This is a genomic window from Acidaminococcus sp. AM33-14BH (assembly GCF_003603525.1).
GTDB lineage: Bacteria > Bacillota > Negativicutes > Acidaminococcales > Acidaminococcaceae > Acidaminococcus > Acidaminococcus intestini.
The window spans coordinates 85932-106996 of record NZ_QTNG01000001.1 but is presented as its reverse complement, the minus strand read 5'-3'; the positions used below and the strand labels follow the sequence as shown (position 1 = coordinate 106996).

General features: G+C 52.6%; 18 protein-coding genes. 6 read left to right on the top strand and 12 right to left on the bottom strand.

Translation table 11 applies throughout. From position 1 onward, the window contains the following. Nucleotides 1-46 precede the first annotated feature (46 nt). From DW817_RS00550 to sdaAA, 3 genes are all read left to right on the top strand, one after another. Nucleotides 47-1237 (top strand): dicarboxylate/amino acid:cation symporter, encoded by a 1191-nt coding sequence (locus DW817_RS00550; protein WP_009015491.1) that lies wholly within the window; start codon nt 47-49, stop codon nt 1235-1237. 107 nt (nt 1238-1344) lie between these two features. Continuing rightward, nucleotides 1345-2013 (top strand): L-serine ammonia-lyase, iron-sulfur-dependent subunit beta, encoded by a 669-nt coding sequence (gene sdaAB / locus DW817_RS00545; RefSeq protein ID WP_014128201.1) that lies wholly within the window; start codon nt 1345-1347, stop codon nt 2011-2013. Between the two features lie 23 nt (nt 2014-2036). Beyond that, complete coding sequence (sdaAA, locus tag DW817_RS00540) at nt 2037-2927, top strand: L-serine ammonia-lyase, iron-sulfur-dependent, subunit alpha (RefSeq protein WP_009015492.1); 891 nt, start codon at nt 2037-2039, stop codon at nt 2925-2927. 44 nt (nt 2928-2971) lie between these two features. Here sdaAA and pth read toward each other — a convergent pair whose 3' ends face one another. The 7 genes from pth to ispE form a co-directional block, all read right to left on the bottom strand. Beyond that, entirely contained in the window at nt 2972-3565 is a 594-nt protein-coding gene (gene pth, locus DW817_RS00535) for an aminoacyl-tRNA hydrolase (protein WP_227077592.1), read from the bottom strand. Nucleotides 3566-3651: 86 nt separating this feature from the next. Further along, nucleotides 3652-4617, bottom strand: a complete 966-nt coding sequence (locus DW817_RS00530) for a ribose-phosphate pyrophosphokinase (RefSeq protein WP_014128199.1) — start codon at nt 4615-4617, stop codon at nt 3652-3654. Between the two features lie 86 nt (nt 4618-4703). Next, nucleotides 4704-6074, bottom strand: coding sequence for a bifunctional UDP-N-acetylglucosamine diphosphorylase/glucosamine-1-phosphate N-acetyltransferase GlmU (glmU, locus tag DW817_RS00525; RefSeq protein ID WP_009015495.1), 1371 nt, complete (start codon nt 6072-6074; stop codon nt 4704-4706). A 41-nt stretch (nt 6075-6115) separates the two neighbouring features. Further along, nucleotides 6116-7330 (bottom strand): threonine ammonia-lyase, encoded by a 1215-nt coding sequence (gene ilvA, locus DW817_RS00520; RefSeq protein ID WP_009015496.1) that lies wholly within the window; start codon nt 7328-7330, stop codon nt 6116-6118. A gap of 54 nt (nt 7331-7384) precedes the next feature. After that, nucleotides 7385-8197: a pur operon repressor gene (purR, locus tag DW817_RS00515; RefSeq protein WP_021737057.1), complete on the bottom strand. Its 813-nt coding sequence runs from the start codon at nt 8195-8197 to the stop codon at nt 7385-7387. A 45-nt stretch (nt 8198-8242) separates the two neighbouring features. After that, nucleotides 8243-8947 (bottom strand): GntR family transcriptional regulator, encoded by a 705-nt coding sequence (locus tag DW817_RS00510; protein WP_009015498.1) that lies wholly within the window; start codon nt 8945-8947, stop codon nt 8243-8245. Beyond that, entirely contained in the window at nt 8940-9806 is an 867-nt protein-coding gene (ispE, locus tag DW817_RS00505; protein ID WP_014128196.1) for a 4-(cytidine 5'-diphospho)-2-C-methyl-D-erythritol kinase, read from the bottom strand. The genes DW817_RS00510 and ispE overlap by 8 nt, the downstream gene beginning before the upstream one ends. A gap of 258 nt (nt 9807-10064) precedes the next feature. On the opposite strand from ispE, the gene DW817_RS00500 reads away from it, so the two are divergent. Then, a complete protein-coding gene (locus DW817_RS00500; protein ID WP_016459708.1) occupies nt 10065-10946 on the top strand; it encodes a YitT family protein in 882 nt (293 codons plus the stop codon). A 319-nt stretch (nt 10947-11265) separates the two neighbouring features. Here the strand turns inward: DW817_RS00500 and gltS are convergent, their stop codons facing one another. The 5 genes from gltS to leuS all read right to left on the bottom strand — a co-directional run bounded on the left by gltS (nt 11266) and on the right by leuS (nt 19127). Further along, the gene (gltS, locus tag DW817_RS00495; protein ID WP_009014842.1) at nt 11266-12465 is read right to left on the bottom strand and encodes a sodium/glutamate symporter; all 1200 of its coding nucleotides are present in this window, start codon (nt 12463-12465) and stop codon (nt 11266-11268) included. A gap of 21 nt (nt 12466-12486) precedes the next feature. After that, nucleotides 12487-13572: a DNA polymerase III subunit delta gene (holA, locus tag DW817_RS00490; RefSeq protein WP_243634039.1), complete on the bottom strand. Its 1086-nt coding sequence runs from the start codon at nt 13570-13572 to the stop codon at nt 12487-12489. A gap of 18 nt (nt 13573-13590) precedes the next feature. Beyond that, nucleotides 13591-15891, bottom strand: a complete 2301-nt coding sequence (locus DW817_RS00485; RefSeq protein WP_120110337.1) for a DNA internalization-related competence protein ComEC/Rec2 — start codon at nt 15889-15891, stop codon at nt 13591-13593. Then, nucleotides 15888-16520: a helix-hairpin-helix domain-containing protein gene (locus DW817_RS00480; protein ID WP_009014845.1), complete on the bottom strand. Its 633-nt coding sequence runs from the start codon at nt 16518-16520 to the stop codon at nt 15888-15890. Before DW817_RS00480 ends, DW817_RS00485 begins: the two co-directional genes overlap by 4 nt. Before the next feature lie 114 nt (nt 16521-16634). Then, nucleotides 16635-19127, bottom strand: a complete 2493-nt coding sequence (gene leuS / locus DW817_RS00475) for a leucine--tRNA ligase (protein WP_009014846.1) — start codon at nt 19125-19127, stop codon at nt 16635-16637. A 384-nt stretch (nt 19128-19511) separates the two neighbouring features. Between leuS and DW817_RS00470 the strand changes: the two genes are divergently transcribed. Continuing rightward, complete coding sequence (locus DW817_RS00470) at nt 19512-20216, top strand: metallophosphoesterase (protein ID WP_021737050.1); 705 nt, start codon at nt 19512-19514, stop codon at nt 20214-20216. Between the two features lie 18 nt (nt 20217-20234). Beyond that, nucleotides 20235-21011, top strand: coding sequence for a prolipoprotein diacylglyceryl transferase (gene lgt / locus DW817_RS00465; RefSeq protein WP_009014848.1), 777 nt, complete (start codon nt 20235-20237; stop codon nt 21009-21011). Nucleotides 21012-21065 lie beyond the last annotated feature (54 nt).

Sequence of the window (21065 nt, the reverse complement as noted above, 5' to 3'; positions counted from 1 at the left end):
GATGGAACCAGTTTGATTCATTTACAAAAGGGGAGGATTTTATTTCATGAAACTCGGTCTTGTTCCAAAAATCATCATTGGTATCATCCTAGGTACCCTCATCGGGCAGTACATGCCGACAGAGGTCTGCCGCCTCGTTGTCACCTTATCGGGGATCTTCAGTAACTTCCTGAAGTTTGTCATCCCGATGATGATCCTGGCTTATGTCACGATGGGGATTGCTGACCTGACCCAAGGCGCCGGCAAACTGCTTCTCATCACGGCCCTTTTGGCCTATGGTTCCACCCTCATTGGCGGCACGTTCTCTTTTTTCGTCGCTGACAATCTTTTTCCTTCTTTCATTAGCAGCAATGTTACGGAACAGCTTTCCAAGGTCGCAGGCGTTACTCTCGAACCGTTCTTTTCCATTTCCATTCCACCGATCCTTGACACGATTTCCGCTGTTGTGCTCGCCTTCATCCTGGGTCTGTCCCTGTCCGCCCTTAAAGGCAAAACCATTGGTGACACCCTCTATGGTACTGTAAAGGACTTTTCCGGCATCATCGACGCTGTTCTGACCCATGCCATCATCCCGTTCCTTCCGCTTTATGTCTGCGGAACCTTCGTCGATATGACCAAATCGGGCAAAACCTTTGTTATCCTGGGCGTTTTGTGGAAAGTCTTCCTTGTGGTCATCGCCATGCACTTCATCCTGCTCTTCGTTCAGTTCATGGTTGCCGGCACCATCGGCCACAAGAACCCCTTCATGCTCATGAAGAACCAGGTTCCTGGCTATACCACCGCATTGGGGACCCAGTCTTCTGCCGCCACCATTCCGGTCAACCTGGAATGCGCCAAGGCCAACGGTGTCAGCGAACAGATCCGTAACTTCGTCATTCCGCTTTGCGCCAACATCCATATGTGCGGTTCCATGATCACCATCACAGCCTGTGCCACGGCAGTCTGCCTCATGAACCAGATTCCTATCCATCTGGGCACGGTTGTTCCTTTCATCATGACCCTCGGCATTGCCATGGTTGCTTCTCCGGGTGCTCCTGGCGGCTCCATCATGACGGCCCTGCCTTTCCTTTGGATGATCTTTGGTAAACAGCTGGGTGACCCCAACGGCCCGATCTGCGCCCTCATGGTTGCCCTTTACATCACTCAGGATTCCTTCGGCACGGCCTGCAACGTTTCCGGTGATAACGCCATTGCCGTCGTCATTGATAAAGTTTATAAGACTTGGATCGAAAAATAAGCATTTCGCTTTCATTTTGCCAAGGGTGCCACTCCAATCTTGAAACAACGTCTTGCTTCATTGGATCAAAGGGGCACCCTTCCCTTTTACCCTAAAGGAGGGTTATCATGAACGTATTTGACATCATCGGGCCGATCATGATCGGTCCTTCCAGTTCCCATACAGCCGGTGCTGTCCGTCTGGGCCGCGTCGCCAACAAGGTCTTGAACCAGGAAGCACCCAAGGAAGTCATGGTTGAACTGTCCGGGTCCTTTGCCAAGACCTATCGGGGCCATGGCACGGATCGGGCGCTCTTAGCAGGTATCATGGGCTACCACAGCTATTCTGAGGAAATCCGCGACATTTTTTCCATTGCCGATAAAGCCGGCATCACCTATCGTTTTGTGCCCACCCAGATTCCGGGCAGTCATCCCAATACAGCCCGCATCCACGTCAAGGGCGTCAACGGCACCCCGGTTGTGGTCCAAGGGGCCAGCATCGGCGGCGGCAATATCCGTGTTGACTCCATCAATGGCATGGCCGTTGACTTCAATGGGGAACACAACACCATTCTGGTCCCCCATTACGACCGTCCGGGCGTCATTGCAGAAGTCACGAACATCATGTGGCAAAAATACAAAGACGTCAACATTGGAAACTTCAAGCTTTCCCGTCCTGTCAAAGGGGGCATTGCCATGATGACGATTGAAATCGATGGCATGCCGCCGGAAGGCATGATTGAAGATATCCGGACCGTGAAGAACGTGACCAACGTCTTTCTCATCCGTTCCATCTAATTGCCGCGTAAAGGAGAACCACCATGTTAAGTTATGATTCCATTGCTTCCCTCGTGGAAGCTGCTGAAAAAGAAGGAAAAAAAATCAGTGAAGTCGTCCTTGCCGATCAGGCTGCTGATATGGGCCTTTCGGAAGAAGAAGTCTTCGCAAAGATGGACCATGATGTCGATGTCATGATTGAGGCGGTCCAGTTTGGCAAACGGAAGGATCAAAAGTCCACGAGCGGTCTCACCGGCGGCGAAGGCTACAAAATGGATGTATACAGCACGGAAACCAAGGGCGGCCTTTCCGGCAATATTGTGAGCCGCGCCATGATGCGGGCCCTTTCCGTATCCGGCTGCAACGCTTCCATGGGGCGCATCGTGGCTACGCCGACGGCCGGCAGCTGCGGCATCATGCCTGGCTGTCTCCTTACCCTCATGGAAGATAAGGGCATGGACCGCAAGGATGTGGTCATGAGCATGTTCACGGCGGCAGCCTTCGGAATGGTCATCGCCAAGAACGCCTGCATCGCCGGCGCCCAAGGCGGCTGCCAGGCAGAATGCGGCAGCGCGGCCGGCATGACGGCCGCTGCCATGGTCGAACTATCAGGCGGTACGCCTTCACAATGTGCTGACGCCTGTGCCGTTGCCATCGCCAACCAGCTCGGCCTTGTCTGCGACCCTGTCGCCGGCCTTGTGGAAATTCCCTGCGTAAAGCGTAACGCCGGCGGCGTTGTCATCGCTTTCTCCTCTGCCGATATTGCCCTTGCCGGCATCGGCTCCTGCATTCCCGTTGATGAATGCATCATCGCCATGAGAAATGTCGGCAATGCCCTTCCTGCCAGCCTTCGAGAAACAGCAGGCGGCGGTCTTGCTGCCACGCCGACCGGTCGCCGCATGAAAGAACAAGTTTTTGGCAAAGATAAGGAGTAAGAACGTAAAAGACCTTCCAGCTGCCGCTGGAAGGTCTTTTTTTGTCAGATGGCCTTTTTCTCCCGCTTGACTTTTTGATTGTATTTTTGGCTCAGCTCGTTTATAGAAGCACCCTTCATCCAGTCTTCCACGGCGTCTGCCGCCTTTTCCAGGATCTGGGCAATCGTTTCCCGATCCGTTCCCTCAAATCGATGCAGGACATGGGAAACTACAGCTTCCTGGACACGCAGGGGATGGCCGATGCCCACTTTGATGCGAGGATAGTGTTCACTTCCCAGCGCCTTTTCAATGGACTTAAGCCCATTATGGCCACCGGATGTTCCCTGTTTACGGATCCGGAGCGACCCTACGGGAAGGTCCATATCGTCCTGGATGACTAGGACGTCTTCCGGCTGCAGATGGTAGAAACCTGCAAAATCACGGACGGCATCGCCGCTAAGGTTCATGTATGTTGTGGGTTTGATGAGAAGCACTTTTTCCGGGACCCGTTTTTCCAAATAAAAGGCCCGTTCTGCCTTTCTCCAATCCCCTTCCATACCCCAGCGCCGGGCCAGGATATCAGCTGTCATAAAGCCAATATTATGGCGCGTCATCGCATATTCCGGACCAATATTGCCGAGGGCAACTACGAGTTTCACTCCCTGTTCCTCCTTTTTAGGTGACAAAAGGAGCTGCTGCAGAGTGTGCTGCAGCAGCTCCCGAATGGCCCCAAAGCTCACGTTCCTTACTCCTCGAAGAGCTGGCTGATGGACAGCTGATTGTAGATGCGAAGGATGGTCTCCGCCAAAATAGGAGCCACGGAAAGTTGGGTAATCTTCGGATGTTTCTTATTCGGAGGCAGGGGAATCGTGTTCGTAACGATCAATTCCTTGATGTTGCTCTTGGCGATGCGGCTGAGAGCCGGATCGGTCAGGATGGGATGGGTGCAGCAGGCATAAATTTCCTTGGCACCGAACTTTTCAAGGGCTTTGGCCCCTTCCGTCAGGGAACCTGCCGTATCCACAATGTCATCCACCATGATGCAGATCTTGTCCTTGACATCACCGATGAGGTTCATGACTTCTGCCACACCCGGTTCCGGACGGCGCTTGTCGATAATGGCAATGCCGCAGTTGAGGCGCGTGGCAATCTTGCGGGCACGGCTGACACCCCCTAGATCCGGGGAAACAACAATCATGTCTTCATGGCTGAACCCTTTTTCCTTAATGTAGTCAGCAAGGATTGGGCCGCCAGGCATATGGTCTACAGGGATATCAAAGAAACCTTGGATCTGGGCAGCATGCAGGTCAATGGTGACAACGCGGGTAATACCGGAAACAGCCATCAGATCAGCCATCAGTTTTGCCGTAATCGGTTCGCGGCCGCGGGCTTTGCGGTCCTGACGGGCATAGCCATAAAAAGGCACAACGGCCGTAATATGTCTTGCGCTGGCACGTTTGAAGGCGTCGCACATGATGAGCAGTTCCATGACATTGTCATTGACGCTGGGTCCGCAGGTCGGCTGGATAACAAATACATCCTTGCCGCGGACACTTTCATTGATCATGACCTGAACTTCGCCGTTGTTGAAACGGTTGATGACGGCATCCCCTACTTGTGTGCCCAGATACGCGGCAATTTCGCGTGCCAGGTCCGGATTGGCGTTACCGGAGAAAATCTTCATGTCATCGCCTGTCTTATTACCCAACATTCTTATACCCCCAACTATTTTGTAAAAAATTTATCAGTACGCTACCAATAGGTAAAGTATACAACGGGAGGCCGTCAAAAACAACCTCATTTTTCCCGATGCTTCTTAGCCCAACCCTCGAGGTTCACCTGTTTGCCCCGCGCTACGGCAAGTGCGTCTTCCGGCACATTCTTCGTAATGGTCGATCCGGCCGCGACATAACTTCCCCGACCAACGGTAACCGGCGCCACCAGGTTGCTGTTGCAGCCCACAAAGGCGTTGTCCTCGATGGTAGTGCGGTGTTTTTCCTTACCATCATAGTTGACCGTGATGGTGCCGCACCCCATATTGACGCCGCTGCCAATGTCGCTGTCACCGATGTACTGAAGATGGGGCAGCTTGCTTCCTTCGCCGACCGTGGAATTTTTCACTTCGACAAAGTTGCCGACCTTGACATGATCGGAAAGCACCGTATGGGGGCGCAGATGATTGAAGCAGCCCATCGTCACTCCATTTCCGACACGGCAGTCATGAGCATAGGCAAACTGGATGGATGACCCATGGCCGACGGTGACATTCGTAAAGCGAACATTGGGCCCAATGACGCAGTCCTCGCCGATTTCCGTCTCTCCTTCGAGGAGGGTAAAGGGATACAGGACCGTATCACGACCCACCTTGACCCCTTTTTCCACAAAGGTCGTGGAAGGATCCATGATGGTGACGCCTTCATCCATGAGACGGCCCACAATGCGCTCATTCATGACGCGCTGGGCCTGAGCCAGCTGGCGGCGGGAATTGATGCCCATGACCATGTCAAAGTCCTGGGTCTTGATGCCGCACACATCGCGGCCCCGTTTCAGGCATTCGGCCAAGATATCGGTCAAATAATATTCCCCTTGGGCATTGTCATTGGACAAGTTTTCCAGAAGGGTAAAAAGCAGCGGCATTTCCACGCAGTAAATCCCCGTATTGATTTCGTGAATCTTCCGCTGGGCCTCACTGGCATCCTTTTCTTCCACGATGCCCGTAACGCGGCCTACACTGTCACGCAGAATGCGGCCATAGCCGAAGGGATTGGGGGCGTCTGCCGTAAGGACACTGACGCCGGCACCGCTTTCAAGGTGCGTCTCATAAAATTTCTTCAGCTCCGCGCCTTCCAAAAGGGGCGTATCCCCGCAGAGGATGAGGGCCGTTCCTTTTTCCCCGCCCAAAAGATCCCGCGCCTGGAGAACGGCATGACCCGTTCCCAGCTGTTCTTTCTGGATGGCCACACGGGCCCGGGTTCCGAGGAACTCCGTGACCTTTTCCGAGCCAAACCCGACAATGACGATCTCATCATCGACACCGGCCTCCCCTGCTGCGTCAAGGACGTGTTCCAGCATGGGTTTTCCCGATAATTTATGTAGGACCTTAGGGAGTTTGGATTTCATCCGCGTTCCCTTTCCTGCCGCAAGAATTATGGCAGCAAATTCTGACATGGTTCGATAGCCTCCTCATGGATAGGCCCGCATAAAATCTGTTAGCGGACCTCGATAGTATATCCTGCTTGGCGCAGCTCTTCTTCAATCTCATTGACATGAGCTGCGTTCTTGGTTTCCAGTTCGACGGAAACGAGGGTTTCACCAAGAAGCAGGCTGCGATCCACCCGTTCGTGGGTGATGGACAGGATGTTAGCCTGCATTTTTTCCAGGTGTTTGATGAATTTTACAAGTTCGCCCGGCCGGTCAGCCATTCTCGTTTCTAATTTCACGCGGCGTCCCGTCCGCATGAGCCCCGTTTCGATAATCCGGGAAACGGTGTTGACATCAATGTTGCCGCCGCTGATGACAAGGGCCGTCTTGCCCGGTGTAGGGATAAGATGCTGCAGGGCAGCCGCAACCGGCATGGCACCGGCGCCTTCCATGACCAGTTTGCCCCGTTCGAGGACAAGCAGCATGGCAGCTGCAATATCTTCTTCCTTAACCAGAAGCATATCATCGACATACTTTTGGATCAAGGAAAAAGTCAGTTTTCCCGGCATCCCAACAGCACAGCCATCGGCAATGGTCTTGCCCGACGGATGACTGACCCATTTGTTCTGCTTCTTACCAAGATAAATGGCCGGGGCCTTTTCACTCTGCACGCCATAGACCTTGACATGGGGCGCCTTGTTCTTGACGGCCGTGGCAATCCCGGAAAGCAGTCCGCCGCCGCCAGCAGGAACAACAATGTTTTCAATATCAGGGCACTGTTCAAGGATTTCAAGCCCTACCGTCCCTTGACCGGCAATGACCATGGGATCATCATAGGGATGAACGAAATAAGCGCCGGTTTCCTTTTGGATTTCCATGGCCTTGGCCAAGGATTCGTCGAAAGTCTTGCCGTGGAGGACAACATTGGCACCATAGCCCTTGGTTGCCTGCACCTTGGCAAGGGGGGCGGCTTCCGGCATGACGACCGTGGAACGGATAGCGTTCATGGTCCCGCCGAGGGCAACGCCCTGGGCATGGTTGCCGGCAGAGGCTGCAATGATTCCGCGCTCTTTTTGTTCCGGGCTCAAAGTCATGATGCAGTTAGAAGCACCGCGGATCTTGAAGGAACCTGTGCGCTGGAGATTTTCAAGTTTCAGGTAGGTTTCCCTGTCTGCCAAAGTGGTAATCGTGTGGGACATGTCAAGGGGCGTCTCATGGACCAGACCTTTCAGACGGGCTCTAGCTTCTTCAATGGCGTTGAGTGTTACACTTGCTTCGTTCATGTTTGGTTTTCCTCCTTAAAAGAAAATCTTGAATGGGATAATGGGGATGGATTCTTATAACATTTCGGGAACGATGTCAACCGCTTTACTGGTTTCATCGACACCCCGAAGCGTCAGCAGGGATGCATATTCACGAACAAGTTTCTTGGCAGGGTCCTTGGCAGCAATGAAAAGATAGACGCCGACGACTTCCGCGCCCACTTCTTCGGCAAGTTCGCACAAGCCGTTGGCTGTACCGCCGGCACGCATGAAGTCATCGATGACAAGGACGCGGGCCCCATGGGGCAGGGCTTTTTTAGGAAGCGACATGGACTGGATCTTCTTAGTGGAACCAGACAGATAGCTGATGCTCACGGCCGGGCCTTCCGTAATACGCGCTTCCTTGCGAGCCATGACCATGGGAATATTGAACGCCTTGGCAGCAGACAGGCCCAAGGGAATGCCTTTTGTTTCAACGGTCATGATGTACTGGGGTTTCAGTTCGATGCTGCGCTGCATGATGATTTCTCCCAGACGCGATACAATCTGGGGATTGAGGATGAGGTCATTCATATAGATCATGCCGCCCGGCAGGACGCGGTCCGGTGAATTGAGGCGTTCACAAAGCTCACCCAAGAACTGATTGTCCGATTTGGCCGTGTGGTAAGGAATGAAACGGACGCCGCCGCTGGCGCCGGCCACCGTCTCAATGATGCCAAGGTCATAGGCAGCAAGACCGTTGCGAACAGTCTGCACATCCTCACTCAGCGTGGATTTGGCGACAGTGAATTTGTCGCAGAAATAGGAAAATGGAAACAGCTGGAAAGGCTTATCCGTCAGTTCCTTGGTCAGGGCCACGATCCTTTCCAAACGTTTTACTCTAGCCATAAGATCCCCTCTACTTTCTGATGCATGACTTGCGCTTATTTCTTTTTATGGTTCGTGTTTCTTGGTTGGTACCAGGTGCTGTTCTTCAATGACGCGGAGCAAGGTTCGTTCCGCATTTTCCATATGGGTCTTGACGGCCATCTGGGCTTTTTCCACGTCCCGCTGGGCAATGGCATCCACAATGGCTCGATGTTCCAAAAGCATTTCGTCAAGACGGCCCGGGTAAGGCATGCTCCGTTCACGGATGCTTGTGATCTGCTGCCGAAGGGTGCTGATGATGTTCATGCAGCGTTTATTGCGGCTGGCCTTATAGATGACATCATGGAAAGCCGTATCCATTTCAACGATTTTTGCATAGTCAAGACGGCTCACATACGTCCTTGTGGCAATGAGATATTTATCCATTTCCTCGATTTCAGAATCCTCGATGCGCTCTGCCGCAAGCCCTGCCGCCAAGGTTTCAAGGGCCGTACGAATCTCATAGACTTCATTGATGTCATGGATTGATACGTCGGCAACGTAAGCACCGCGCCGCGGAATCATGACCACAAGGCCTTCCTGTTCCAAGTTGCGGATGGCTTCCCGGATTGGGGTCCGGCTGACCCCCATTTCGTCAGCAAGCTGCAGTTCCGTCAGACGCATCCCGGCGGGAAAATCCCCGCTCAAGATGGCATCCCTGATATTTTCAATGACCACTTCCCGAAGCGGTTTATAAGTATCCAGGGGAATCTGCCTCAAATGTTTAACCATAATACTCCTCCTCCGTACAAGCCACATCCAGAAGCAGGTCCTGGGAAAAAGTTTCCCGGAGCTTTTCCTTCAGTCGGCATGCCGTTTCTTCATCTTTTACAAGACCAAAGACGGTAGGGCCGCTGCCGCTCATCATGGCCTTTTCCGCACCTAGACGAAGCATCGCCTCTTTCAAGGCAACCAGAAAGGGAACCTTTTCCAAGGTAACCGCTTCCAGGTCATTATTGAGCGCAGAAAGAAGGGCCTTCGTGTCGTGGTGCTCGAGTGCGGCCACACAGGCATCGGTATCCGTTTCTTTCCGGTCCTTTACGCCGTCCAAGGCGCGATAGACCTCTGCCGTCGAAACCCCTAGGGCCGCTGGTTTGGCAAGGACCATCCAGAGCGTAGGTGACGGAGGCAGCGGTCTCATCAATTCCCCTCTTCCAAGGGCGCGCTGCGTCCCACCGGCAATACAGAAAGGAACGTCACTGCCAATTTCAGCAGCCGCTTCTTCCAATTGCCCCCTTGAAAGGGGCTTTCCATAGTACCGGTTGAGGATGCGCAGGACCCCTGCTGCATCTGCACTGCCGCCAGCAAGACCGGCAGCAAGATAAATGCGTTTTTGGATGTGGATGTGAACCGCCGGCTTTATTTTTGTCCATTTTTCAAAAACAAGGGCTGCTTGGTAAGCCAGATTGCGTTCATCACAAGGCAAGGCTGAGCTATCTATGGTCAAGGTAAGGGTAGGAGCTTCTTCCAGCGTAATCGTGTCCGCAAGGGAGATACTCTGCATGACCATATCGACATCATGAAACCCATCGGCACGGCGCTTTCCAACGCGCAGGGCCAGGTTGATCTTGCCAGGGGCGAATTCCTTCATGTTCACTTTCCACCTCTTTGTATTTTGTATTCATTGTACCGTGAAACGGCAATAAAAACAAGTAAATTGTGAACATTCGCAAGAATATTTTCAAAAAACGTTCTTGTTCAAAATGTCCATCTGTCAAAGTACATGAAAACATGATAGAATAGGACAAGCAGCGAAAAAGCAAAACTGAATGGATGGGATAAGCACGGACTTAAGATGCGTCCATCCTTTCCTGTGCCCGCTCCTGATCAAACAAAGAAGGTGACCTCCATGAAAAAACACATCATCAAGTATCTCCATTTTGCCCTGGGCTGTTTCATCATGGCCCTTGCCATCAACGTTTTCCTCGTCCAGCACCATTTCCTTTCCGGAGGGATTGCAGGTCTTGCCATGCTGATTTACTATATTGCAGGCTTTCCCATGGGCGTCACAAGCTTTCTGCTCAACGTGCCGCTCTTTTACATGGCCTATAAATTCATGAGCCGCAAATTCCTCGTGGATAGCCTCATTGGAACCGCGCTCTTTTCCATCTTCCTTGATGGGACGGCCTTCCTCTCCCACACAACCTATGTCACAGATCCCCTTCTTACCTGTATTGCTGGCGGAGCCCTTGAAGGCATTGGTGCGGCTTTGGTCTACCGTGTGGATGGATCGACGGGCGGCGTCGATATCCTAGGGTTCATTGCCAAGAAATTCTACAACATTGGAATCAGTACAACCAACTTTATCTTCAATGCCATTGTCGTTACTTGCGCCCTCTACTTTGTCGGCCTTGAACCGGTCCTCTACAGCCTCGTCCTGTTCTTCCTCTGCTTTAAGGCCACAAACGTCGCCATGGTGGGCTTTGACTACAAAAAAAGTGTGCTCATCATCACCCAGCAGCCTGATACGATCCGCAAGCTGGTCATCAGTGAAGTGAACCGAGGCATTACCATTCTCAAAGGGGCCGGCGGCTATACGGGAAAAGACAAGGAAATCCTTCTTGTCGTCGTAAAGATTCGCCAGTTGGGACACCTGCTGAAACTCATCGAGCGCGTCGACCCTGCTGCCTTTGTCCTCGTCCAAGACGCAAACGATGTCTTTGGACGGGGCTTCACCCAGCCCGATGTCTACCTGCCGCCAGCAGAAGGTGAAAAAGAAAAGCACGCATAAAGAAAGTCAGCCAAAGAAAAAAACGGCTTTCCATAGGTAAAAGAGCCTATGGAAAGCCGTTTTTCCCGTTAGGGCGTTTTTAGGACGTCCCATGCTGGAGCACCGTGCCAGAGCCGTTATGTCAAGGGCCATGGAGCAAGCAAAAAAGCGTCCATTCCTTTTTCCTTTATTTGGATGGCCTCAGATTCCCTTTTCTTCCCTGCCATAGGAGCATCCAAAGGGCCAAGAAAACCGGATCAGAAGCGGGCTTTCCTTGTTCCTCCGTCTATTCGAAAAAAGGGCTGCCCGCAGGCAGCCCTTTTTTCTTTTTTACGAACCTTTATTTGAACAAGTTCGTAAAGACCATGATGACACTGGAGTTGATAAAGTCGATAAACAAGGCACCAACCAGCGGTACACAGAAGAATGCACGCGTGGAAGGACCGTGGACGGCCGTAACCGCACTCATGTTAGCCATTGCGTTTGGCGTTGCGCCCATCCCGAAGCCGCAGACAGCGGAAACTTCGACGGCAGCATCGTAATCGCGGCCCATGGCGTTGAATACGACAAAGTAGGTGAACAGGGCCATGAGGATAACCTGAGCCACAGCGATGACAGAGAGCGCACCGGCGATATCGAAAAGTTCCCAGATACGCAGGCTCATCAGGGCCATGGACAGGAAGATGTTGAGGCCAACATCACCCATGGTTTGGATTTCAGGAATTGGCACGTCAAGGCTGGAGGAATGGTCAGCCGTATTGCGAAGAACAGCCGCTACCAGCATGGAGCTGATATAGAACGGGAACACAAGGCCAATGCCTTTAAAGAAGGCAGCGACATAGGTACCAACACCCATGCAGAGCAGGATTTCGCCCGTAGCCAGCATGAATTTTTCCGGAACCATGGGAACAACGGCAGCCGATTCCACATCAGAAGCCTGATCGGCAGCCGATACATTCGTTTCGTTGCTGTGCAGGTTATACTTGGAAATCAGGCGATGGGCAATCGGGCCGCCCATGAGGGAGCCGGAAATCAGGCCGAAGGTTGCCATGGCGATAGCAACGGCACTGGCGCGTTCAACGCCCATGTTTTCAAAGAAAGGACCAAAAGCAGCACTCGTGCCATGGCCGCCGACAAGCGGTACGGAACCGGCACAGAGACCAAGGAGCGGATGCAGGCCCACAACTTTGGCAAGGCCGACACCAATGACGTCCTGCAGGGTAACAAGGATAGCGCAGACAATCGTGAGGATCAGAACGTCGCGGCCGCCTTTTTTAAGAAGAGCAAAGGATGCCGTAAAACCAATGCTCGTAAAGAACATGTTCATAAAGAAGCTCTGCTGTACCGTATCAAGTTTGATGGCACCGACGCCGCTCTGATGAAGGGCGAGGTTCAAAAGAGCAAAGAGGATACCGCCAATAACCGGGTTCGGGATGCAGTACGTACGCAGGAACTTAATGCGGGCTTTCAGGAACTTGCCCAGATAATACAGTAAAATGCCGACTGCCATTGTTTGATAAGAATTCAAAGCTAATGTCATCGTAATACTTCCTCCTCAAGTTCAATCTCTTCCTACTAATGCAATGATAATTTCCTCAAGACGTGACCACTTCCATCCTTTGTCCCCGCCTCCACTGCGGGAAGTGATGGCCAGCACCGCCAGATCCACCAAGGCTTTTTGTAAGGATTCATGGGAATAATTTCGTGCATGCTGCATGGCAAGCTTGGCGATGTAGGGATTCTTTTTCAGGGTTTGGGCAATCTCGTCCTGTCGAGCACCTTTTGCCATCATGGCTTTGACTTGGGTCAATAGACGCAGGGAAGACGTAACGACATAAAGGGCCAAAACAAATTTGGCGTCGTTCTTCCGTTCTGCTGCAATCAGTTCAAGGGCTAAGGTCAGGTTCCTCTCTTCGATGGCCCGGCCTAGGGCGAAGTTCGATACTTGGGGCAACTGGGAAAACATCTGCCGTACATCATCAGCGGTCCAGATCTTGCGGTTCCCGGCAAAAAGGGCAATCTTCTCGATTTCCCGCTCCAAAAAAAGGAGGGGGACTTCATTTGCCGCAGCTACATAATCTTCAATCAAGGCTTTGGCCCCTTGGTCAAAGCGGGCGCCGTAGCGCTCAGCCTGTTCCTGCAAAAAAGGCATGAGGGCTTTGGTCTGATACCATTTGATGGGCTGACACTCAACCAAGGGGGCAATCGCTCCGAGCTTTTTTGCCGCGCTCGTCCGCTTATCGATGGCGCTTAGCTGGACGAGGACGTAAGTCGTAGCAGGAATGTCACTGACAAGTTCAAGGAAGGCCTCCAGAGGACTTTCCTTTTTTTTGCTTTTTCCCTTGGTCTGCGGATCACTTGCTGCGTCTTTGGTTTTTGCAAGAACAAACGGATCACTGACAATGACCCAGTTGAGCCCCCCAAAAAAGGACTGGGAATAAATCGCTTCCCGCAGATCGACAAGATTGAATCGATCCTCGAAGGTCCAGGTGTTTAGTTCCTCTCCTTTATGGTCGAAGGCAATCCGTTTTTTCAGGGTTTCCTTGATGGCCTTTTGGTAGTATTCCTCATTTCCGATGGCTACCACAAGATGGGGACAGGATCCGCCCTTTTTCCTGAGGTTCGCTAGGAACTGGTCCGCTGTCACGTTCAACCTTGATCACTCCTAGAAACAGTTTCGCTGACAGCGATAACTATACCACTTCGGTCCAGTCTCGTCAAAAACAACCTTGATGGCGCCCCCTTCGTCCGTTCTTGCTACGGGAATCCCTAAATATTCCAGGCGTTCAAGGACCTCGTCATGGGGATGGCCAAACCGGTTGTTCCGGCCAACGGAAATGACGGCAACCTTAGGCGATACCGCTTTGAGGAAAGCTATTTCCGAAGAAGTTGAAGAACCGTGATGGGAAACCTTCAGCACATCGCTCCGGATTGGGGCTGCCGCTGCGGCAAGTTCAATTTCACTTGTCGCATCCCCGGTCAGGAGCACTTTGCTTTTTCCGCACGCAACAAGCACCACTGCAGAGCTCTCGTTTGCATTGCCTCCTTTCTCTGCCATTTTCGGTGCGTCTACAATATTAATTATATGCGATTTAAAACGGATGTGAATTGTTTTTTGCATTTTGTATACAATTTTGTGATTTGTTTTTTTCATGGTATATATTAATTTTTCTACATCATTACTGTCTTTTTCCTGTGGAAGGAGCAGCCGTTTCACAGGCAGCCAGCGTGCGATTCCAGCGGCTCCGCCGGCATGGTCATGATGGCCGTGACTGATAATCATCGTATCGATCTGGGTTACGCCAAGGGCCCGAAGCGCAGGTACGACAACCCGTTCCCCTACCTCATAGTGTCCGTTTAATCCCCCTGTATCGATAAGAACGTTCTTCCTGTCCGGCATAACAAGAAGGCAACAGTCGCCCTGCCCTACATCAAGGAAATACGCTGTAAAAGGTACTTTTTGAAAGCGAGGATAGAAAAACAGGGCAGCAAGGCAGAAAGCGGACGCAAGAGCCGCCTTTTTCCGGTACCGAGCAAGACGGGATCCCTGTGGAAAATCGCCAAGGAGCAGGCTGAGCAAAAGACCATAGCAAAAAAGCGCCCCAAAGCCCAAGGGCCCCGTTGTAACCATGAAGGGCCGGCTTTCTGAAAGCAGACGGCCCAGTTCAAGAGATAGACTGACGAGACTGCCTGCCATAACAAAAAGGACCCGTCCCAAAAAGGGCAGGACAAGACCCCCAAAAACGGCACTGACGGCAAGAACGAGGGAAAGGCTCAAAAGCGGCACAAGAAGCAGATTGGCTGGAAGGGATAGGAGGCTCACGGCGTGGAAATGATGGACAAGCAAAGGAAGGGAAAAAATATGGGCCGCGAGGGGAACAGAAAGGGCCGTCCCAAGGCCCTGCCCTAAAAAAGATGCAAGCCCCCGTTCCACCCTCTCCTTTAAGAGCATCAGTCCGGCCGCTGCCGCAAAAGAGAGGGCAAAGCCAATATCCCAGATCCAAAAGGGATGGATGCCCAGCAGCAAAAGGGCCGAAAAGCCAAGAAAAGACGGTCCGCTTGCCCGGCGCCCCAACAGCTCCCCCAGCAAGACGCCGCTGCCAAGGAGCACTGCTCGGCAGACAGATGCCCGAAGCCCGCAAAGGATGGCGTAGCAGAACAGAAAAAAGAGGCCCCCCAGCGGTTTGACAGGGCGCGGCAGCGGGAGATACTCCGCCGCCAGGACATAGAGACCAAGGAGAAGTGCCACATGGCTTCCAGATACAGAAAGAAGATGGGACAATCCGCAGGCCGTAAAGATCTGGAGTGACGAGGCGTCCATCCCTTCACTGCCGCCGAGGAGCATGCCCCCTAGGAGGGCGGCCTCGCGCGGAGGAAGGGCCTCCGAAAGCCGTTTTCTTACGGTGCTGCCCCACTCGGCTATCCGGTCCAGGGCATCTTTTTCTCCCCCTTCATAGTGCAGACAGCCATTTTGGGTCCTGATCCTTCCCGGAATCTTTCGGGCAGCACTGCGCTTTGTTTCATCCACCATACCAGGATTATAGAACGTTTCTATCGGTTCCAGGCAGCCTTCTGCCGTATAGGTCCCCCATGAAGGTCCAGGAAGGGTCCCCAAATGAAGAACAGGGATGCGCATGCCTTCATAAAGAAGCGTAAAAGAAACAGATCGATCCCGGACGCGCAGAGAGCCTGGCTCGACCCGCCCCGTAAGCCTTACAGGGTTCCCCAAAAAAGGAGCCATACGGCTTGCCGCGCTCTGCCGTTCCCGCCCGGAAAGGGCCCCGATAAAGAAGGCGGGCAATAAAAAGAAGATCAGGATGCCCCCTTTTTTCCTTTCCTTCCAGAAAAGAGCTGCAAATAGGCTCCCCAATAGCAGGCCTAAAACAAGCCATCTGGAAGGCCGGGCTGAAAGCCCCCACAGTGTGCCCAGACTAAAGCCCAGTCCGGCCCAGGAAAGGGGCGTCATGGGATGACCTCCACAAGCTCCCGGAACCGGGAAAGGTTTTTAGGCCCTATGCCCTTGACGCGCAGCAGCTCATCCACGGATTGAAAAGGGGCCTTGTTCCTTTCTGAAATGATGCGCTGTGCCATACCGGGGCCAATCCCGGGGAGATGTTCCAGTTCTTCCTGGGACGCATCATTGAGATTGATTCTTAGGAACCCAGCGGCGCCTTTATCTTTCCTTTTCTCTTTTTCCCGAGCAGGCAAGTCGCCCGCAGAAGGCGGCGCTTTTCCCGCTGCAGGGCGCCGATTCTTACGCAGCGGCACGTTCACTTGACAGCCATCCTTGATTTTTTTCGCTAGGTTGACCCGCGTTTCATCAGCCTCATCCGTCATGCCGCCTGCCTTGCGGATGGCATCGGCATAGCGCAGGCCCGGTGCAAGGTCATAAAGACCTGGGTACATGACGGCACCGCTGACATAGACACGAAGACTGGGAAGCGCCTTCTGCTCCCGCTGCTTTGTCATGACTGCCTCAGGATCCAGCGGGGCCTTATTTTGCCGCGGCGTTTCTTCCCAATAAAGGGTGGTTCCCACAATAAGAACCATGAGGACAAAGATGACAGCTGCTTTTCTGCGGTTCCATAGATTCATGATGCGACCTCCTTTTCAAAAAAAAAAGCAGGCCATCTCCCCGCGAAGGGGTGATAACCTGCTTTTGAACGATTGCAATCGTCTAAAAGGGAATCCTTATTTCAGTAAAACGTCTTACGGTTTTACCACAATGTTGACCAGACGGCCCGGAACGGCAATGACGCGGACAACCTTGCCGCTGCCGATGGCCTCCTTGACAGCCTTGCTTTCCAAGGCGACCTTGCCCAAGGCCTCCTTATCCATTTCCGGATCGACCATGATGCGGTCCTTCGGCTTTCCGTTGACTTCAACAAGGACCTCTACTTCATCGACCTTGATGGCTTCTTCATCGTACTTCGGCCAAGCCTGTTTATGGATGCTTTCCGAATCATCGATAGTGCCGTGCCAGAGTTCTTCCGTAATATGGGGAACGAAGGGCGCCATCACAAGGAGCAGATCCGTAATGACTTCCCAGATGAGGCCCGGATGTACTTTCTTGGCCTTATCCTTATAGGCATAAAGAGCATTGACCAGTTCCATCATGGTACTGATGGCCGTATTGAAGTTGAAGCGGCTGTCCAGGTCCTCTGTGATCTTTTTCAGGCTCACATGGAGGATATGGCGCATTTCCCGGCCTGCTTCATCCAGTTCCTTCACATCATAGGTCTTGACCTTCTTTTGGAGTTCATCCTGGAAGTGGTAGACAATACGCCATACACGGTTCAGGAAACGGAAGGATCCTTCGACACCTTGGTCGCTCCATTCCAGTTCCCGTTCCACAGGGGCGGCAAACATAATGAATAGCCGGGCCGTATCGGCGCCGTACTTGCCAATGATTTCTTCCGGGGAAACGACATTGCCCAGGGACTTGCTCATCTTAGCCCCGTCCTTGATGACCATCCCTTGGGTCAGGAGGTTCGTGAAAGGTTCGTCAACCTTGACAAGACCGGCATCACGCAGGACCTTCACAAAGAAACGGGAATAAAGCAGATGGAGGATGGCATGTTCAATGCCGCCGATATATTGGTCCACGCTCATCCAATGATCGACCGCTTCATGGCTGAAGGGTGCCTGATCGTTATGGGGATCGGTGTAACGCAAATAGTACCAGCTCGAGCAGACGAAGGTATCCATCGTATCCAATTCACGCGTTGCAGGGCCGCCGCATTTCGGGCAGGTGCAGTGCACGAAGGATTCGCTCGTAGCAAGAGGGCTCTTGGCGCCGGCCGCAAACTTGACATCTGTCGGCAGTTTTACAGGCAGATCCTTTTCCGGGACGAGGACTTCGCCGCATTGCGGGCAATTGATGACCGGAATGGGTGCGCCCCAATAGCGCTGACGGCTGATCAGCCAGTCGCGGAGGCGGTAATTGACGCGCCGTTTTCCCAGGCCCTTTTCTTCCATGTAGTCCATGATGGCTCCCATGGCTTTATGCATTTCCATACCCGTGAAGGGACCGGAATTAACGAGGACACCGTCCTTTTCCGTATAGGCGTCGTCCATTTCCTCAAGCTTCAGTTCATGATCCTTTGGCTGGAGGGTAAGGATCTTCTTGATACCGTATTTTGAAGCAAACATCCAGTCACGATGATCTCCGCTCGGTACACCCATGACGGCGCCCGTACCGTAGTCAAAAAGGACATAATTCGTAATCCAGATCTCTACCTTATGTCCCGTCAAGGGATGAACACAGTCATAGCCCGTATACATGCCCAGTTTTTCTGAGTCAGCACTGGTCCGCTCAATATCCGACGTATTGCGGACCTTGTCACAGAAGGCTTCAAGTTCAGCCCGTTTAGGGTTGTTTTCAAGGATCTTGGCAACAAGGGGATGCTCCGGCGGAATGACGACGAAGGTGACGCCGTAGATTGTATCCGGACGGGTTGTATAGACGGGGAGCTTGGTCCCAAGGTCCGGGCAGTCAAAGCTGAATTCCAGTCCTTCGCTGCGGCCAATCCAGTTGCGCTGCATGGTCTTGACCGGTTCAGGCCAGCCCTTCAAAAGGTCAAGGTCCTTCAAGAGTTCATCGGCATAATCAGTGATCTTAAAGAACCACTGGGACAGGTCCTTTTTGACGACCGGTGTATCACAGCGCCAGCATTTTCCGTCAATGACCTGTTCGTTGGCAAGGACGGTGTTGCATTTTTCGCACCAGTTGACCGGGGCCGTTTTCTTGACGGCCAGGCCGCGCTTATACATGAGTTCAAAGAACCACTGGGTCCACTTATAGTAATCTTCCATACAGGTCTTGACTTCGCGGTCCCAATCATAGGAAAGGCCCATGCGTTTTTGCTGGTCTTCCATGTTGGCAATGTTTTCAAGGGTCCATTTGGCCGGCGGAATGTTATGTTTGATGGCGGCATTTTCCGCGGGCATGCCAAAGGAGTCAAAGCCCATGGGATGAAGGACGTTGTAGCCCCGCATGGTACGGAAACGAGCAACGACATCACCAATGGAATAGTTCCGTACGTGCCCCATATGAAGGTTGCCCGAAGGATACGGGAACATTTCAAGGACGTAATATTTGGGGCGGGGATCATCATTACTGACCTTGTAGGTATGATGATCTTCCCAATACTTTTGCCATTTGGCTTCCGCCTTATGGGGTTCATACTTTTCACTGATCATGGCTTGGCCTCCCTATTTTGGAAACATAAGTGAAATCCCTTGCAATACGGCATTCGATTCTGTAACATAATGGTATTGAAGGAAGTGAACGTACCCCCACCGGATAGAGGCGGGAGCTTCCTGCTTCAACGAGAACAGCACCGCTGACGCAAAAAAGCCGCGATGACTTACACACTCTCCACAAGCGTAGATTTCCGTGCGACCCACGGTATTTCCGCAGTGAAAAATTATTTTCCAAGGGCATTGAAGCCTTGGGAAACCTGCAATTCATCTCACCGCCTACGGCGTTGGTGGGACTTCTTGCAGAATAGGTTACCATTCACTACAATAGATTCATTATATAGTTGACGCCTCATAAAGTCAACGTAGGAAGGAGCACCATTCATGGCCTTTTATGCAATTGGGGACCTGCATCTATCCGGGGCTCCCCCGACAAAACCCATGGACGTCTTCGGCCCTCAGTGGAAAGACCATCGGGAAAAGATCATCCAGCACTGGAAAGAAACCATTGGCACTGACGATACGATTATTCTTTGCGGTGACACGTCGTGGTCCATGGACCTGTCCGATGCCATCGAAAAAGATTTTTCCATGCTTTCCGCACTTCCAGGAAAGAAGATCATCCTCAAAGGGAACCACGATTATTGGTGGTCCAGCATGCGCAAGCTGGAACAAGCCTTTAAGGGCCGTTTCCAGTTTCTTCATAATAGCTGCGTTGTGGAAAAGGATACGGCCATCTGCGGCACCAGGGGATGGAACCTTCCCTCCATGCCGGAATTTACGGACCACGATGACCTCCTATATAAACGCGAGATCCAGCGCCTCGAGCACTCCCTCAAAGAAGCCAAGTCGTCCGGCGCCAAACGGATCATTGCGGCCCTCCACTACCCTCCCCTCTACGAACCGGAAGAAGTGACAGGCTTTACCGAGCTCTGCCGGGACTACGAAGTCACAACCTGTATCTACGGCCACGTCCACGGTGACGCTGCCCATTTCCTGAACCTCTTCCAAGGCGTCCGGGATGGCACGCGGTACCGCCTCGTCGCGTCCGATTACATTGATTTTTGTCCGGTCAAGATCCTTGACTGACCGGAGAAAGGATTTCCTGTGCATCAATATCTCTTTTTTATCGGCAATTTTCCCATCCGTATGTATGGCCTCATGCTCTGCACGGCCATCTTCATGGCAACGGGAACGGCTTATTTCCTTGCTTATAAGGACGGACGGGGCTGGGAAAAGTACCTGCCCGACATCGGAATCTACGGCGGTTTTGCCGGCATCATCGGAGCCCGCCTTTGGGACGTGTTCTTTTTTGACTGGGCCTATTACAGCGACCACCTGTCAGAGATTTTCTTTGTCTGGCAGGGCGGCATGGCCATCCAAGGCGGCATCGTTGGCGGGATTCTTGCCGGCGCCCTCTACTGCAGGGCCCATAAGATCAATTGGATTGATATGCTGGACGTGATTTCCCCGGCCCTATTCATCGGCCAGTCCATCGGCCGCATGGCAAACCTCTTAAATGGCGATGCCTTCGGTGCGCCCACTGGCGGTGATTTCGGTATCCTCTATCCCGTCGGGACCCTGGCCCGCAGCACCTATGGAAACGCGCCCCTATGGCCGGCAGAAGTCTGGGAAGGACAGATTGATGTCATCCTTTTTGCGCTGCTCATCATATTCCAGTCCCGGCCTTACAAACGCGGCCAGTGCTGCTTTCTTTACGTCATGCTCTACTCGGCGCTGCGCTTTTTCCTTGAATTCCTCCGCGGCGATTATGTGGAGCCCTTCCTTTTTGGCCTCAAATCAGCCCAGGCAACAAGCTTGATTTTCTTTTTTATCGCCCTCATCGGCTTTATTGGGAGCGGCCTCAGGAAGACGCAGGCCTAGAACAAGACAGACAAAAAACTGCCCTTGTAGGGCAGTTTTTTATTTTCCATTTTT